The following is a 16,806-nucleotide window of genomic DNA, read 5'->3' as shown; positions in this document are numbered from 1 at the left end:
AGACCTTCTTCCAACGCTAAAGTCTAGCGTAATGAGTATATCATGGTCTTTTTCTCACGTCAATACTTTTTTAATTTTTGAACAATTTAAAAAAATAGCTTCGTGATTAAACAAAGCTATTTCAAAAAGAGAGGATTAAAAAATATATATGAAAAACTATGGTTTAAGTATAATCACATGTGTCCTTCTAATCAATATACTATATATAAACATTTATAAACAAATTATTAAATTCTATAAAAAACTCTTGAACAGGTCTTTTTTGCAAAACTTCCTATAAAACAAAAATGACCCCGCTTTCGTTGCGGGGTCTAAATGAAAAGAGAGGATTAAAATATATATATGAAAAACTATGGTCTTATTATATTCCCAACCCTCTCCTTAATCAATGTACTGATTATAAACAATTCTAAAGAAAAAATAAAATTGTGTAAAAATCAACAAAAGAATTTTAGTATTTATATTGTACAGAGTATCTTCCGCTGGTATTCTGTGTCATTTTCGTAACACGAATATAATATGTTCCTTTTCTCAAAGTCCCTTTCACATACCCGGATTTACTACCATTAAAATATAAATTCTTTGTTTTTAAACCTTTTCCGTATACAGTAACTCTAATATTTCCTGAATTTTGAGCTGTAGTAATATTAATTCTTGTACTTCTTCTTTTTGTTACTTTAATTTTATAGTAATGTGATTTTCCTTTAGCATCTGTTGCAGTCAAAACATTATATTTTGCTGATTTCTTACGACCTAAAGTTTTCGCTTTAGATTTTTTAGTTGCATAGGAACCAGAATATAATTTACTTCCATAACGGAATTCAACAAAATTTCCATTTGCTGGTTTCATAACAAAACGGTAAGTTCCAGTGCTTAATGCGTAATATGCTCTTTCTAATTTTCCATTGGAATTGTAAAAATAGTTCTGATAGGAAACAGTTTTCCACTTCCCACTTGTATATCTTTGAATATATCCATACCCTGCTTTATCAGAATCAATCCAAACCTGTCTTCTTCCACTGATTTTAAATGTTTGAACGATATTGTTTCCATTTCCAACAATTAATTTACTGCTTGTTGACATTCCAATATTTTCAGAAGTGACATAATATGGATAAACCGCTGCATAACCTATTTTACCATATGGTGCTTTTAATACCAATTGATATGTCCCTCTTCCTAAAACCTTCTGAGATTTTAATACTCCAGAACTACCATAGGTCCACCCAACCTTTGTATTTCCCTGATATAAAGTAAGTTCTGTATTTTGATCTAGTCCATTTTCATCCTGCCCTATAAATGGTACATATAAATATCCTGATTTCTGTAATGTAATGTTAACAACCATGGTATTGGCATCTGCTGTTGTTCGTCCTAATATCCAGTTTGTATAATGAGTCGTATCTTGTAAATCCATATTCACCTTGTCTATTGTATATGCATTATACACAAGATATGCCGTATCATACTGTACACTTCTTGCAGTCACTCTCCCTGATCTTGCAGATTTAGCTAATGGAATTTTCCCTTGTTCCACCCCAACGGAAGTAATCCGACAATTTATTCCGCTATTTGCGGTATCAATTGAAGCGATGTGCTCCTTTAATTCCATCTTATCACTTGCCCCTACCATGACCGTTCCCAGCGCCATCGACACTGCCAATGCCGCACAAACTGCTCCTTTTAAAAATCTTTTTCTCATACCTCTTCCTCCTTAAAATAAATATCCTTAAAATATTTGTTCCCTCTTTTTAATTCAAGACTCGCTCGCGAGTCTTGGCGCGGAATTCGGGTCTGCATAGCAGACATACTTCCAATCCGAATTCCTGCGCATCCTCGCGGAGCGTATATCAGATGGGGGATTGAAACCCGCCACTGATACATAATTGTTGCTCACCGCCTACAGAGGCGGGAGTCATCCCTCATCTGATATACTATCGATTATCGATCTTTTCCGGATACAAGTCATGGTTTGCCAGTCGATTCCAAGCTACTTCTTCCCATTTTGTCCCTGGTTTTCCATAGTTGCAATAAGGATCGATAGAAATTCCTCCTCTTGGAGTAAATTTACCCCAAACTTCAATATATTTTGGTTCCATTAACTTTATTAGATCTTTCATTATAATATTCATACAATCTTCATGGAAATCTCCATGGTTTCTGAAACTGTACAGATATAACTTCAAGGATTTACTCTCAACCATCTTCTCTCCCGGTACATAGGAAATATAAATAGTTGCAAAATCCGGCTGTCCGGTTATAGGACAAAGACTTGTAAATTCCGGTGCATTAAATTTGACAAAATAATCATTATCCGGATGCTTATTAGGAAACGTTTCCAGAACCTCCGGTGCATAATCATCTGGATATTTCGTTTTCTGATTTCCCAGTAAAGTGATATCCCCCAGTTCCAAATCATTTCTTCCGCTCATTGTTATATTCCTTTCCAAATTTCTGATATTCTGATTAATCTCATTATAACAAAAAAAGGCCATAATGCCATCTTAAAATGACATTATGGTCTACTTTTTTCTGACATTGCAAGACTCATAATAAAAATTCCTGCAGCACCAAACATAATACCGGATCCAAGTAGTGCTTTTAGTCCTAATACAGACATGATCCATCCACAAATCATAGAGCCTACTCCCGTTCCAATCCCATTTACCGCAACCGTAATCAAAGTAGTACCCTTTACAACATCTTCCGATGGAAGCTGTTCCATGACAAAAAAAACACTTCCTGCATAAAACAAACCAAATCCTAACATCTCAAAAATCTGATCAAAATAAATAGCATAAACATTTGTGGCAAAAAATAAAACTGCTGCTTTCAACGTATTCGAAATAGTGAAAATCATCAATAACCGGTTTAATCCAACGATTTCTTTCATCTTCATAAAAAAGACAGCGGTTGGAATCTCAACAATAGCCAGTACAAAACACACAATTCCGTATTCACTTTCTCCACCCCCGGTTGCTTTTACAATATCAATCAAAAAACAGCTTCCCGTATTATAGCAGATGGTCGTTAAAACACAAGACAGGAGAAATAATGTATATCCAGGATAATTTTTTAATAAATATCCAATACTATGGACTTCCACTTTCTGTTTTTTATGATTTGCCTGCTCTACTACTTGAGCCGGTTGGATGGTTAAAATAATCATGAACAGCAGAAAAGAAATTCCCATTTGAACGAGAAGGAGTTTTGCTGCACCGTACTGATCAGCATATCTGCCTAGAAAGATACTGGACACTGCCCATGTAAAAGAACCACATCCTCTTGCCATTGTATAGCTGATATTCTTTCCTGAATTTATATATTGAATAGACATTGCATCAATAAAAGAAACTATAATATTAATAGTCGAACCAAAAATCAGGAACAGAAAAACTGCTGTTATAAAATTTTCCGGACAGGAATAAAATACACCGGTTGCAATAATCCCTATTAGAAGTCCCGTGCCAATAATGTACTTTAATGGAATCCGATCTGCATGCCGATCGGAAAAATCTGCAACCCACATCTGTACAAATATAGAAGAGATATGCTTTACCGCAAGCAAAATTCCAATTTCCATACTTGAAAACCCTTTTGCCTGTAGGATTGGTGTCATAAATCCGGACATGATCGCTGCAAGTATCCAATACGCCCCTTGAACACAACAATAATGTACCTGTAATCGTCTGTTTGTCACTTTTTTTCCTCTTAGTTTTTCTTTATGCAAAATATGGCTGATCCCATAATTTCAAGTTAGTTCCATATCCTAATTCAACGGCACGGTCATAGCATGTTTTTCCCCATGCCACATCAAGAATCGGCATGCCTCCAACGCTTACCAGAAACATCTCATCATCTGAAGTTCTTCCTGGAACGATTCCTCGTACAATATCCCCCAGATGTCTTACCTCTTTAGGGTCAATTTCCCCGTCCTGAATCATATTTACAAAATACATTCCAGGAATACCTGATGACAGCCTTTTACCGGTTTGTTTATCATACTCTTCAAATTCATCCACATATTCCTCGTACATTTTAATATTATCCACAACCTTGGTCATATGATCTCTGGCAAATGTTAAATCTGTCAGTCCCATACTTCCGGAAGAAATAAATACAACTCCCGGTTTAAACCATTTTGGATCATAGACAGGCCATTTTCTTACAGTTGTAGAAACACCCTCACTGATAATATCAGCATCTTTCACTGCTTCCTCCAGTGTTTTACATACCGTAACTTCTTTTAAATCTGGATATTTCTCTTCAATAAACGCCTTTAATTCCATTGCTGTTCTTGATGTTGGAGTGCTACCTTTTATCTTTACTTTTTCTATTCCCGGAAACTTGGAAAGATAAGCCATAATACTTGTTTTGTTTACGACACCTGCTCCAATGAGTGCAATAACTTTTGAATCTTTTCTTGCAAGATGTTTTGCAACCACACCTGGCATGGCACCTGTTCTCATAGCACTTAGCAGATTAGCTGACATATAAGCAATTGGCTGCCCTGTTTCCAGGTCGTTCAAGGTTACCATAAGAATAGATCTTGGAAGTCCTTTTGCCGCATTTCTTCCATTGGAACCATACCATTTTTCACCACATAAATGATATTTTCCTCCAAGATAAGCCGGCATAGATACAAATCTGCGATCCCTGGAATCATTTAACGGAAAATCTTTAATGTCTGATTCATCCGGAAATGTTACATATAACCCATGGGAGTTATTTTCTTTTCCTCCCATACGGTAGTCACCTTCACTTAATAAGGTAACTACATCCTCCATAACATCCACACATCTTCCCGCATCCAGTACTCCGGATTTGATCATATCTTCTTCGTTTAAATATAAAAACTCAATTTTTGTATCACTCATATCCAAACCTCTTTTCTGTCTCATTACGTTGTCAATGTTCTAGTTATAAGCTAATTTATTTTTTCTTCCCTTCACAAACAAAATAATTCCATAAACCAATAGAGCAATCAGAAATGCTGCCAGGACTACAGTAGAAAGTGCGTTGATTTCCGGCTTAATTCCTTTTTTCAGCATAGAGTATACTCTCATTGGAAGTGTTACAGTGGTGGCATCTGCCAGGAAACTTGATACAATCAGATCATCCAGTACCAGTGTGAAAGACATAAATGCTCCAGACATTACTCCAGGCATTACAGCTGGCAGTATAACGTGCAAAAAGGTATAGGCTCTGTTTGCTCCCAAATCAAGGGATGCTTCTTCAATAGAAGGATCCATACCGACCAGTCTTGACTTAACTGTAATATATACATAAGGAAGTACCAATGTTGTATTTCCCAGAATCATAGCTGCAGGTCCCAGCTCGAACCCGGCTGTCTGCAGTGCAATAAAGGTTGCAATGGCAAGGACGATCTCCGGCACTACAATAGGAAGATACATGGAATTTGTGATAATCCCTTTCCCGCTGAATTTACATTTATGAAGCCCTACAGCTCCCAGCGTTCCAATGATAATAGCCAGAATTGTTGATACGATTGCAATCCATACCGTGGTTCCAAATACACCCCACAATTCTGTATCTTGAAACAGTTCTGTATACCATCTGGTTGTAAATCCACCCCAGGTGTTATTATTCTTTCCGTCATTAAAAGAGTAAATTACCATTACGATAACCGGAATATAAAAGAATGCAAGCATTAGCAGTGCATAAAAATGTCCAAATCCGGCAAATATTTTTTTCTTCAGCATTCTTGGATTTTTCATTTCCTACACCCCCAAATCATCCAGGTCTCCGCCCATCTTACTGTAAATTGCTACCATAATCAGAATAATAACCGCCAGAATAATTGATAATGCTGATCCGAATGGCCAATTTCTGGCTACGGTAAACTGATTATAAATAATATTACCAATCATAATATTGGTACCTCCTCCTAACATGTCAGTAATCATGTAATATCCAACAGAAGGTATAAATACAAGAATAACTGCAGCAAACATTCCAGGCGCTGTTAAAGGAAGAGTTACATTTAAAAATGTTTTAACAGGTCCTGCTCCAAGGTCTTTAGAAGCTTCCAGAAGGCTTTTATCCATTTTCTCAATGGAAGAATACATTGGAAGCACGGCAAATGGTAACAGTGAGTATACCATACCTACAACAATAGCAAACTTGTTATACAATAGATTTAGTGGTTGCTGAATTAGTCCAATATTTAAAAGAAATGTATTAATGATTCCTGTCTTATTAAATAATGTAACAAAGCTGTATAAAATAACCAGCTCGCTTGCCCAGAACGGAATCATCATCAACATAAGCATGGCATTAGATGCACCGGGTTTTTTTCCTGCCACATAGTATGCCAGAGGATATCCGATAAATACCGTTGCAATGGTAGAAATTCCTGCAATGACAATAGAATCTTTCACAACTTTCCAGTACACAGGTTCCAATATTGTTTTATAATTATCCAATGTAAATTTATATTGAATGGTTCCCAAAGGTCCTTTGGTCATAAAACTCATAAATAGCAATACAAGAAATGGAATAATAATAAAGATAACAGCATAAATACTAATTGGCCCTGCCTGGACAAATTCCGCAACTCTTGCTGCAACTGTTTTTTTACTTTTCTGCTTCATTCCAATCGCCTCCTAAATCTCTGACAGTATCTGTGTCAACGATGCTTCGGCTCTGATTTTCTACGGCTACACATTTATTCAGATGCCAGTATAGATAAACTTTATCTCCGATTTCTGCAAGATCTTCGGCATTGAAACGATTGATTTTAATCTCATCTCCATTATTTAACTGAACCATCATTTTAATAAGATTTCCTACATAAATCGTATCCTTTACGATTCCTCGTAATGAAAAGCCTTCCATTGGCTCTTTGGAAAACATCATATGTTCAGGACGTACGGAAATAGAAAATGTATCTCCGGATTTGTAGTTTTCTGTTTTAACCAGACCATTTCCTGCTTCTGAACCTACTTTCAGTACACCGTCTCCCATATCTTCCAGTGCTACAACATCAAGAATATTAGATTCTCCGATAAATCCTGCAACAAATTTTGTTTTTGGCTTTTCATATATTTTTCTAGGTTCATCAATCTGCTCCAAAACACCCTGATTAATGATTGCAATTCGGTCACTCATAGTCAAGGCTTCTTCCTGATCATGCGTAACATATACAAAAGTGATATTTAATTTTTTCTGCAAACGTTTTAATTCAATCTGCATCTGCTTTCGAAGTTTCAAATCCAGCGCACCTAAAGGTTCATCTAAAAGTAATACTTTCGGACGATTGATCAACGCTCTTGCAATGGCAACACGTTGCTTTTGGCCACCTGACATCTGGTCTATTCGACGTTTTCCGAAGCCATCCAGTTCTACCAGCTTCAGCATTTCATCTACTCTTTCTTTAATTTCAGCTTTTGGCACTTTTTTGACTTTTAAACCATATGCCACATTGTCAAAAACATTCATATTAGGAAACAATGCATAGTTCTGAAATACGGTATTTACATCTCTCTGATAAGGCTCTTTCTTCTCAACACTTTCGCCCTCGACTTTAATAGAACCTGATGTCTGAGATTCAAATCCGGAAATCATTCTTAAAGTTGTTGTTTTCCCACATCCGGAAGGGCCCAACAAAGTCAGGAATTCTCCTTCTGCAATTTCCATATTCATATTTTTTACAACGTGGTTATCGCCATACCATTTTTCCACATTTTCCAGTGAAACAATTATTTTATCCTTCATATCAATCTCCTCCTTGCATTAAATCAGCCATAAAAGGCAATGAGGCCAATCCCCTTAAGGACTGACCTCATTGCCAGAATTTGATATATTTTTAATTTAATGCAGCATCTCCACGTTCATTGGTTCGGATTCTTAAAGCATCACATACATCATAAACAAATACTTTTCCGTCACCAGTTTTTCCAGTTCCCATTGCACTTGTGATATCTGCCATAATATCAGTTAAAGCTGAATCTTCCACAACAGCAAACACCATGATCTTTGGAAGCAGATTAATATCATCTCCGGTGATATTCAGTTCTTCTATATATCCTTTCTGTCTTCCACATCCCATAACTGACATAACGGTCATTCCCTGACTGTTATGGACTGTAAGGACTTTCTTTAAATCATTTAATTTTTCAGGTCTTGTAATAATTTCAATTTTCTTCATAACGACTCTCCTTGCTGTTTATTATTTTTCACTCATGAATTTTGTGTAGTACTTATCCATAAGCTCAATCTGTTTATCATTTACCGGTGCCATCCACATAGCTTTCTTGAATTTAGATGGAAGATTAAATGCCGGATTATCCATATATCCATCTGGCAGATATTTTTCACAATCCATACATGGCATATCGCCCCATTCCTGTATACTGACTGCCTGAACTTCCGGCTCACTTAAATAGTTCATTAGCAAATGAGCTTCTTTTGTCTTTTCTGTTTCTTTTGGTATTGCCAGTGTTTCCATAAAAGATTCAGATCCGGTTTCAAGATCAGCAATAGCAAATTTATCCCAGTTTTTCTTATCCTGCATCAGCAATGTGTAGTCCCACAAGAATCCTACAGAACATTCTCCCTTTAACATCTGATTTTCACCTGAAGATCCAACAAATGTTTTTACATTTGGTTTAATCTTTGTCAGTATATCAGCTGCTTCTTTAATTTCTTTCTCATTATTTGTTCCTGCACTGTATCCCAATGACTGAAGCGCCATACCAAACAGGGAAATAGTTGAGTTAACCATACATATCTGATTTTTTAATTTTGGATTTGCAAGATCAGAGAATTTTGTAATCTTAATCGGACATGTTTCTTTGTTATAAATAATTGTTGTAAAACCTTTTCCAAAAGCAGGTATTGTATATTCGTTTTTCTCATCACCTACAACACCCAGACACTCTTTATAAAAATTCTTATAATTTGGAATCTGCTCTTTGTCCAGTTTCTGTACCAGATCATTTTTAACAAATGATTCAACATAGGCTGATTCAATATCAATCAGATCATAATCTGCTCCACCATTGAGCATTTTAGACAATAATTCATCTGTATTATTGATATAAGTTACGTTAACATGGATTCCATATTTTTTCTCAAAATCCTTAAATACCTGTTCAGAATACTGAGAATCCCAGGTAATAAAGTTGATTTCTTTTGCATAACCATCTTTTGTTTTTTCTTCCTTTTTCCCGCATCCTGCCAGACCTCCAACAGCCATCGCCATGGTCATGGTAAGTGCAAGAATTTTCAACATCGCTTTTTTCATCTTATTCTCCTCCTTGCTGTCTGTTAACACTATGTCTCTCGCCTTGTCTTTGGAATTTAGAAGAACCAAGCGGAGCGATTTTTATTTCATAGGTATATTGCAAAACAATTTTTTAATGAAATAAAAAAGACGCCAGAGAAGACTTATGTCTCCTTTGACGTCTGTAAAATATCTATGCCTTATTTTATATTCTTTTTATTAACTTTTGTCAAGGTATTTTTTTATTTTTATTATACCAATCTATGACCAGCCATTAAAAACATTCATCATAAATATGAATAATATCTGCTTTTGTTAAAGGCACAATATAATCATCCAGTCCATCTCCCAGTGCCTTTTCTGCCATTACTTCAAAGTTCTCTTTTGTCTCAATACCGATAGATCGCAGTGTATCGCTTAATCCCATAGAATCAAAGACTTCTTTTGTTTTTTCAATGGCCTTATTGGCAATTTCCATTTTATCCAGTTCCCGATCAATACCAAACACATTGATTCCATAATTTACAAAGATATCCACAGTCTTATCGTTGAGAATGTGTTTCATCCACACAGGGATTAAAATTGCCAGTCCATGTCCATGAGTAACATCATAATATGCACTTAACTGATGCTCCATGGCATGTATCGGCCATGCTGCAGATTTTCCACATGCGATCATTCCATTGATTGCCCAGCTGGAGGTCCACATAAGATTTGCTCTGGCATCATAATCATCTGGTTTCTCACAGGCAATCGGTCCGTAATGTATACAGGTTTTTAATAATGCTTCCATAATTCTGTCCTGCATAAAAGTACCCTGGATTCCACAGAAATATACTTCAAAAATATGTGCCATTATATCTGCCGTTCCTGCTGCTGTCTGATATTTCGGCACAGAGTATGTATATTCAGGATCAAGAATAGAGTATTTTGGATAAACCAGAGGGCTTCCGATTCCTATCTTGTCTTTGGTTTCTTCATTGGATATAACCGCAAATAAATCCATTTCTGAACCTGTAGCTGCCAGTGTCAATACAGAAATAATCGGTAAAATTTCCGTTGCCTGGCTAAAATCACAGATAAGATCCCATGGATCACCGTCAAAATAATATGCCGCTGCAATTGCTTTAGCACAGTCAATTGTACTTCCGCCACCAATAGGAAGAACAACCTGAATACCGTGCTCCCTGCACATGTCAGCCCCTTTTGCAACTGTTGTAATTCTCGGATTAGGTTCTACACCTGATAACTCTTCATGAGAAATATCATTTTCATCTAACAGATGAATCACTGTATCATACAATCCTGTTCGTTTGATACTCCCTCCTCCATATACGATCAATACTTTATTGCCAAATTCTTTTACAAATTTGGGAAGCTTCGCAATTTCACCTTTTCCAAAGGCAATTTTTGTTGGAATATCATAATAAAAATTCTGCATAGATCCTCCTAATAAATAAAAAAGTGAGCGCATACTATGCCCCCATTGACCTCTGATATCTATAAAGCTTTAACCAGCTTTTATTGAGATTGAGTATAACATACAAATTTTTGAAAGACAATAAGTAAATTGACTTTTGGCACATCTTCCGATACAATAAATGATAGCAAAACAATCATTCTGAAGCCAAGGTTTTTCCTGATGCCAAGTTTGATTTCCATACTGATACATGGACCTTTTCAGGTCTTTTTCCAGTATCATTATAGAAAGATTTCACATGGCATATCCTCTTGGGATATGCCTTTTGTTATTACACAGGAAATTCCCTTGAATTTCCTGTGTAACAACAAACGCTCCGTGAAAGATGCGACCAGGTGTCCGGGGAAAATAAAAATGGAGGATTTTATCATGAATGAACCAACACGTATTGCTCTGATCGGTATTATTATCGAACAGGCAGATGCTGTAGAACCAGTTAACAAGACATTGCATAAATACAGTGAATATATTGTAGGACGTATGGGCATCCCATATCGTGAGAGAGACATCAATATTATTTCTGTAGTATTGGATGCTCCAGAAAAGACCATCAGCACCTTATCAGGACAGCTTGGCATGATTCATGGTGCCACTGTAAAATCAATGTTCACCAAAAAAAGATAGGAGAGGAAAATGTATAAACCAGAATCCGGCGTTGCTGAAGAATTTATTGATGATCAGGAAATCAAAGATACAATAGCATATGCTGACGCCAACAAAGATAACAAAGAGTTAATTTTATCTATTATTGAAAAAGCAAAAAAACTAAAAGGAATTTCTCACCGTGAAGCTTCCGTGCTTCTTGCCTGTGAAGATCCTGAATTGATACAAAAAGTTTATGACCTTGCCATTAAGATCAAAGAAGAATTTTACGGTAACCGTATTGTTATGTTTGCCCCACTTTATCTTGCAAACTACTGTGTTAACGGATGTACTTACTGTCCATATCATTACAAAAACAAAAATATCCGAAGAAAAAAACTGACCCAGGAAGAAATCAAAAAAGAAGTTATTGCTCTTCAGGATATGGGACATAAACGTCTGGCTCTTGAAACCGGTGAAGACCCTGTAAATATTCCTATTGAATATGTTTTGGAAAGCATTAAGACTATTTACAGTATTAAACACAAAAATGGTGCTATCCGACGTGTCAATGTGAATATTGCCGCAACAACAGAGGAAAACTACAAGAAACTGAAAGATGCTGGAATTGGTACATATATTCTGTTCCAGGAAACTTATCATAAGGATACCTATGAAGTCCTTCATCCTACAGGGCCAAAACATGATTATGCATATCACACAGAGGCTATGGACCGTGCCATGACTGCCGGTATTGATGATGTAGGTATTGGCGTATTATTCGGACTGGATATGTACCGCTATGATTTTGCAGGTCTTTTAATGCATGCAGAACATCTGGAAGCTAAATTTGGTGTTGGTCCTCATACTATCAGTGTTCCACGAATCCGTCCTGCAGAAGATATCAATCCTGATGATTTTGAAAATGCAATTAACGATGATATTTTCGAAAAAATCGTTGCTATTCTTCGTGTTGCCGTTCCATATACCGGAATCATCGTTTCCACCCGTGAAACCCAGGAATCCAGAGAAAGAGTTCTTCGTGTCGGTGTATCCCAGATTAGTGGTGCTTCTTCCACAAGTGTCGGAGGATATGCAGAAAAAGAAAAACCAGAAGATAACTCTGCACAGTTTGAAAGAAATGATGAACGTACATTGGATGAAATCATTGGATGGCTTATGGATCTTGGACACATACCTAGTTTCTGTACCGCATGCTACCGTGAAGGACGTACCGGGGATCGTTTCATGACCCTTGTAAAATCCGGTCAGATTGCCAATTGCTGTGCTCCAAATGCTTTAATGACTTTGAAAGAATATCTTGAAGATTATGCTTCAGATGAGGTAAAAGAAAAAGGAGAAAAATTAATCAGACAGGAACTGGCGAAGATTCCAAATCCGGTAGTAAAACAGAAAGCAACCGAATATATTGAAAATATTCATGAAGGTAAACGTGATTTTAGATTTTAGGAGATAGCTATGTTTGAACATTTAAATATGCATGTTCCAAAACGAATAGAGGAAGATCTTGAGAGGGTATCTGCAGTGCTCATACCTCTCATAAAAAAAGAAGACGGATATCATATTTTGTTCGAAGTCCGCTCCCATAAATTAAATCATCAGCCAGGAGAAGTGTGCTTCCCTGGCGGCCGGCTGGAAGAAGGAGAGACATCTCTGGAAGCAGCTATAAGAGAAACCAAAGAAGAGCTTCAGATTGATTCTTCCAATCTGAAGCTCTATGGTCCTCTGGATTATTTTATATCTCCTTCCAAGATACGAATTGAACCGTTTCTTGGTGAACTTATCCATTATCATGGACAGTTTAGCTCTGACGAGGTTGATTCTGTTTTTACTGTCCCTCTGCGATTTTTTCAGAAAACACAACCGGCTCTTTATTACACAGATATTCTCACTGTTCCAGAAAATAATTTCCCTTTTGAGGATATTCCTGGCGGAAAACATTACCCATGGGCAAAAGGAAAATACCAGGTTGCCTTCTATCACTATGAAAATCATATCATCTGGGGACTTACCGCCAAATTACTGCTGAATAACATTCAGTACATTAGGGATTAACTGTTTCTTTCTGGACATAACTCCAGGAAGAACTGCTACTTTTCCTTCAATCTCTGTCTCAAATGCCCGTTCAATAATTTCTTTACTGCCATCTCCTGTAACTGCAAGATATGTGGTTTCTTCCAGAATATTGGTGAGCATAAAGAATACCATATTTAATCCCTGCTCTTCTCTTACAGATTCCATATATGGCAGAATCTTCTCCTGAATTTCTTCTAATTCTGACTGATCAAGAGATGTAATCTGTCCAACTCCGAAAGTAATATCATCTGCTGTAAACTTCTTATAATCCTGATAAAAGATTTCATCTGCAGCTTTTCCTTTCAAATCACTTCCTGCACGGAACATGGATTTTGCATGCTCTTCCACATCAATTCCTGCAATTTGTGCCAGCTCTTTTGCTGTCTGTTCATCTACCGGTGTACATGTTGGTGAACGGAACATCAGTGTATCAGAAAGAATCGCTGAACAAAGCAGACCTGCAATTGGTTTTGTGATCTCAACTCCCTGCTCTCTATACATCTGGGTTACTATAGTTGCTGTACATCCAACCGGCTGGTTGCGGAAATAAACAGGTGATACAGTCTCAAGATTTCCAATTCTATGATGATCGATAATTTCAAGAATTTCACACTCTTCCAGTCCTTCAACTGCCTGAGATACTTCATTATGGTCAACCAGAATCATCTGTTTCTTATCAAATTCCAATAATCTACGACGAGATGCCATTCCCACAAATTCATGATCTGCATTCATTACAGGGAAATAACGGAATCTTTTCTTAGTCATTTCTTCCTTAACATCATCAACATAATCATTAATACAAAATGATACAATATTTTCAGATGCCATAACATAAGAAACCGGAATAGCCTGACAGATCAGACGGCTGGCAATAAATGTATCATATGGAGTTGCAATAACACGACATCCTTTTTCTTTTGCAAGATCAAGAACTTCTGTGTCAACTTCTGTACCCATACATACAACGATACACTGAACACCAACTTCAATTGCCGCTTTCTGAGCATCTGGACGGTTTGCCAAAATTACAATATCTTTTTCTTTTACAAACTCTTCCATTTTGTCAACACTTGCAGCAGAAACTGAAAGTTTTCCTTCTGAAATAACTCCTTCTTCATCTCCCACCAGCATTTTACCTTCCAGTGTGGACAAAAGATTTTTATATGGTGTTTTAGATTTAGCAAGAATTTCATTATCATAAACATCCATATCTGCATGTGCGATATCACTGATGGATACCAGTCCCTCCAGTTTTTTTCCATCTAAAACCGGCAGTGCCACGATCTTTTGTTTCTGCATCATATCCCTTGCAGTTTTAATGGAGTTATTGCTTTTCACTCCATCTACAATATGAAGATTGATATCTGTCATTTTAGGGCGTACATCGCTAACATAAACCGGAGCTTTTACACCAAACTGTTTTAAAACATATTTGGTTTCTCCGTTAACATTTCCCGCACGACGTGCTTCATATCCTCCGCCATTTACCTGATTCTTTAAATTGGCATATGCAAGTGCAGAACAGATAGAATCTGTATCTGGGTTGCGATGACCGATTACGTATACTTTTTTCATGTTTCCTCCTTTATTCTTGGCAGCCAGATGGAAAAAGTCGTATAACCATTCTGACTGTCAACCTTTATTGTTCCGTCATGAAGCTCCACGATCTCTTTTGCAATGGCAAGCCCAAGTCCTGCTCCTCCTGTTTCTGAAGATCTTGCTTCGTCCAGACGATAAAATTTTTCAAACAGTTTTTCTAATTGATGAGGCGGAATCGTCTTCCCCTGATTTCTTACAAGTATCCTTGCCCCTTCACCTTCCACAATTCCATGTACATTTATAGTACTGTTGGGATAGCAATAGGCTACTGCATTTTTTAAAAGATTCTCAAAAACCCTTGCAAGACGATCCGGATCTCCATTAATTAAAATCCTGTCATCTACATCAATTGTATATTGTAAACCTCTCTCCTTTAAAATAGGATTAAAGGAATCCAATACCTGCTCCAGTAAAACATAAAGATAAAATTCTTTTTTTTCCAGTGTGATATTCTGCAGATTGTATCTGGTAATTTCAAAAAATTCATTGATCATTTCTCCAAGTCTTTTTGCTTTTTGCAATGAAATCCCTGTATATTTTGCCCTCTGTTCCGTCGGCATATCCGGTGCCTCATTTAATAATGTCAGATATGCAATCACTGATGTAAGAGGTGTTTTCAGATCATGTGCCAGATACGCAATCAGATCATTCTTCCTTTGCTCATTTTCCTCTTCATTTCTCCTCTGCTCTTTCAGAGTTCTTTTAATTTCATTTAATTTGTTCTCCAGAGGTTGTAATGGTTCCGGAAGGAGAATCCTGTTACTGGATTCATCCAGAATCATCTGAATCCCGTTTTCAACCTGTCTTAAATACGTTGTGAACTTAGACATTCCAAGGTAAAAACTAAACAAAAGCAAAGTCATGAAAAAGCCGCCAACAATCAGGACTTTATTTTTCCAAAAAATCAAACGATATAAACGAATTGCCTCCACTTCATTCATGCCTATTCGCTGAAACATATAGACCACTGTTTTAGCAAATGGATCCTGAAGGACACCATCCACAAAAATATCAAGTATAAAATATCCTATCAGTGCTACAATGATACTGATTCCCAGAGTCTGCAACATTATTCGTATTTTCAGGCTTCGATATTTACTCCTCAACTTTATATCCAACTCCCCAAACGGTTTTAATCAGTTCTTTATGGCCCATAACTTCTCCCAGCTTTTCTCTTAAATGACGAATATGCACCATAACTGTATTATTATTATTTTTGAAATATTTTTCTTTCCATACCTGTTCAAACAGATTTTCTGAACTTATTACTTTGCCGCGGTTCTTTGTTAAAATCCATAAAATAGAAAACTCAAGAGGTGTCAAAGTAATTTCTGCTTCACCATAAAGACACTGATGGGTTGAACGGTTTAAAATCAAGCCTGCAATCTCCTGAGTATCTTCCTGATTGATCCCGGCCCCATCATTATACCTGATAAACCTGCGGAGCTGAGCCTTAACCCTTGCCATCAGTTCCAATGGTTCAAAAGGTTTTTCGATATAATCATCTGCTCCCAGTGTCAGTCCGTTGATTTTATCCATCGATGAAACTTTTGCTGTCAGCATAATAACAGGAAAATTATATTCCAGCCGAATCTGTTTTAAGATTTCAAATCCATCAACATCCGGCAGCATCACATCCAGAATTGCCAGATCAATGTTTTCCTGCTTGATGCACTCCAAAGCGTCTGTTCCATTGTAAAACTTATACACTTGATAATCTTCATTTTTAAGATATAATTCAATAAAATCAGCAATTTCTTTTTCATCATCTACTACTAATACTGTTGATTGCTTCATA

General features: G+C 36.7%; 16 protein-coding genes. 3 read left to right on the top strand and 13 right to left on the bottom strand.

All coding sequences use genetic code 11. The features are described from left to right. Positions 1-451: 451 nt before the first annotated feature. The 10 genes from BHF70_RS08940 to BHF70_RS08890 all read right to left on the bottom strand — a co-directional run bounded on the left by BHF70_RS08940 (position 452) and on the right by BHF70_RS08890 (position 10,688). On the bottom strand, positions 452-1,702 hold the full coding sequence (locus BHF70_RS08940) for a hypothetical protein (protein WP_075759895.1): 1,251 nt from the start codon (positions 1,700-1,702) through the stop codon (positions 452-454). Positions 1,703-1,934: 232 nt separating this feature from the next. After that, positions 1,935-2,432: a preQ(1) synthase gene (queF, locus tag BHF70_RS08930; protein ID WP_075760574.1), complete on the bottom strand. Its 498-nt coding sequence runs from the start codon at positions 2,430-2,432 to the stop codon at positions 1,935-1,937. Between the two features lie 83 nt (positions 2,433-2,515). After that, positions 2,516-3,700 carry an MFS transporter gene (locus BHF70_RS08925; RefSeq protein ID WP_075759893.1) on the bottom strand — a complete coding sequence of 395 codons (1,185 nt, stop codon included), beginning with the start codon at positions 3,698-3,700 and terminating at the stop codon, positions 2,516-2,518. 22 nt (positions 3,701-3,722) lie between these two features. Beyond that, positions 3,723-4,877 (bottom strand): tyramine oxidase subunit B, encoded by a 1,155-nt coding sequence (locus tag BHF70_RS08920; protein WP_075759892.1) that lies wholly within the window; start codon positions 4,875-4,877, stop codon positions 3,723-3,725. Between the two features lie 39 nt (positions 4,878-4,916). After that, the gene (locus tag BHF70_RS08915; RefSeq protein ID WP_075759891.1) at positions 4,917-5,738 is read right to left on the bottom strand and encodes an ABC transporter permease; all 822 of its coding nucleotides are present in this window, start codon (positions 5,736-5,738) and stop codon (positions 4,917-4,919) included. A 3-nt stretch (positions 5,739-5,741) separates the two neighbouring features. Beyond that, a complete protein-coding gene (locus tag BHF70_RS08910; protein ID WP_075759890.1) occupies positions 5,742-6,614 on the bottom strand; it encodes an ABC transporter permease in 873 nt (290 codons plus the stop codon). Further along, entirely contained in the window at positions 6,598-7,737 is a 1,140-nt protein-coding gene (locus BHF70_RS08905) for an ABC transporter ATP-binding protein (protein ID WP_075759889.1), read from the bottom strand. The genes BHF70_RS08910 and BHF70_RS08905 overlap by 17 nt, the downstream gene beginning before the upstream one ends. Positions 7,738-7,828: 91 nt before the next feature. Next, entirely contained in the window at positions 7,829-8,170 is a 342-nt protein-coding gene (locus BHF70_RS08900; RefSeq protein ID WP_075759888.1) for a P-II family nitrogen regulator, read from the bottom strand. 21 nt (positions 8,171-8,191) lie between these two features. After that, positions 8,192-9,268 (bottom strand): ABC transporter substrate-binding protein, encoded by a 1,077-nt coding sequence (locus BHF70_RS08895; protein WP_075759887.1) that lies wholly within the window; start codon positions 9,266-9,268, stop codon positions 8,192-8,194. Between the two features lie 253 nt (positions 9,269-9,521). Next, complete coding sequence (locus BHF70_RS08890; protein WP_075759886.1) at positions 9,522-10,688, bottom strand: iron-containing alcohol dehydrogenase; 1,167 nt, start codon at positions 10,686-10,688, stop codon at positions 9,522-9,524. A gap of 408 nt (positions 10,689-11,096) precedes the next feature. On the opposite strand from BHF70_RS08890, the gene BHF70_RS08885 reads away from it, so the two are divergent. Genes BHF70_RS08885 through BHF70_RS08875 form a run of 3 tightly spaced genes read left to right on the top strand, consistent with a single transcriptional unit; the run spans position 11,097 to position 13,385 of the window. Further along, the gene (locus tag BHF70_RS08885) at positions 11,097-11,351 is read left to right on the top strand and encodes a TM1266 family iron-only hydrogenase system putative regulator (protein WP_075759885.1); all 255 of its coding nucleotides are present in this window, start codon (positions 11,097-11,099) and stop codon (positions 11,349-11,351) included. 9 nt (positions 11,352-11,360) lie between these two features. Next, positions 11,361-12,779 (top strand): [FeFe] hydrogenase H-cluster radical SAM maturase HydG, encoded by a 1,419-nt coding sequence (gene hydG / locus BHF70_RS08880; protein ID WP_075759884.1) that lies wholly within the window; start codon positions 11,361-11,363, stop codon positions 12,777-12,779. Between the two features lie 9 nt (positions 12,780-12,788). Further along, the gene (locus tag BHF70_RS08875) at positions 12,789-13,385 is read left to right on the top strand and encodes an NUDIX hydrolase (protein WP_075759883.1); all 597 of its coding nucleotides are present in this window, start codon (positions 12,789-12,791) and stop codon (positions 13,383-13,385) included. Here BHF70_RS08875 and BHF70_RS08870 read toward each other — a convergent pair. From BHF70_RS08870 to vanR, 3 genes are read right to left on the bottom strand one after another with little or no spacing between them, the layout of a single operon-like run. Continuing rightward, a complete protein-coding gene (locus tag BHF70_RS08870) occupies positions 13,350-14,984 on the bottom strand; it encodes a putative manganese-dependent inorganic diphosphatase (protein WP_075759882.1) in 1,635 nt (544 codons plus the stop codon). The two genes, BHF70_RS08875 and BHF70_RS08870, sit on opposite strands and share 36 nt — an antisense overlap. Next, positions 14,981-16,126, bottom strand: coding sequence for a sensor histidine kinase (locus tag BHF70_RS08865; RefSeq protein ID WP_083638390.1), 1,146 nt, complete (start codon positions 16,124-16,126; stop codon positions 14,981-14,983). The genes BHF70_RS08870 and BHF70_RS08865 overlap by 4 nt, the downstream gene beginning before the upstream one ends. Continuing rightward, the gene (vanR, locus tag BHF70_RS08860; RefSeq protein WP_075759880.1) at positions 16,104-16,805 is read right to left on the bottom strand and encodes a VanR-ABDEGLN family response regulator transcription factor; all 702 of its coding nucleotides are present in this window, start codon (positions 16,803-16,805) and stop codon (positions 16,104-16,106) included. The genes BHF70_RS08865 and vanR overlap by 23 nt, the downstream gene beginning before the upstream one ends. Position 16,806 lies beyond the last annotated feature (1 nt).

Source organism: Anaerostipes sp. 494a, assembly GCF_001940315.1.
GTDB lineage: Bacteria > Bacillota > Clostridia > Lachnospirales > Lachnospiraceae > Anaerostipes > Anaerostipes faecalis.
Note: the sequence above shows the minus strand (reverse complement) of the source record. Positions and strands in the feature narration are given on the sequence as shown.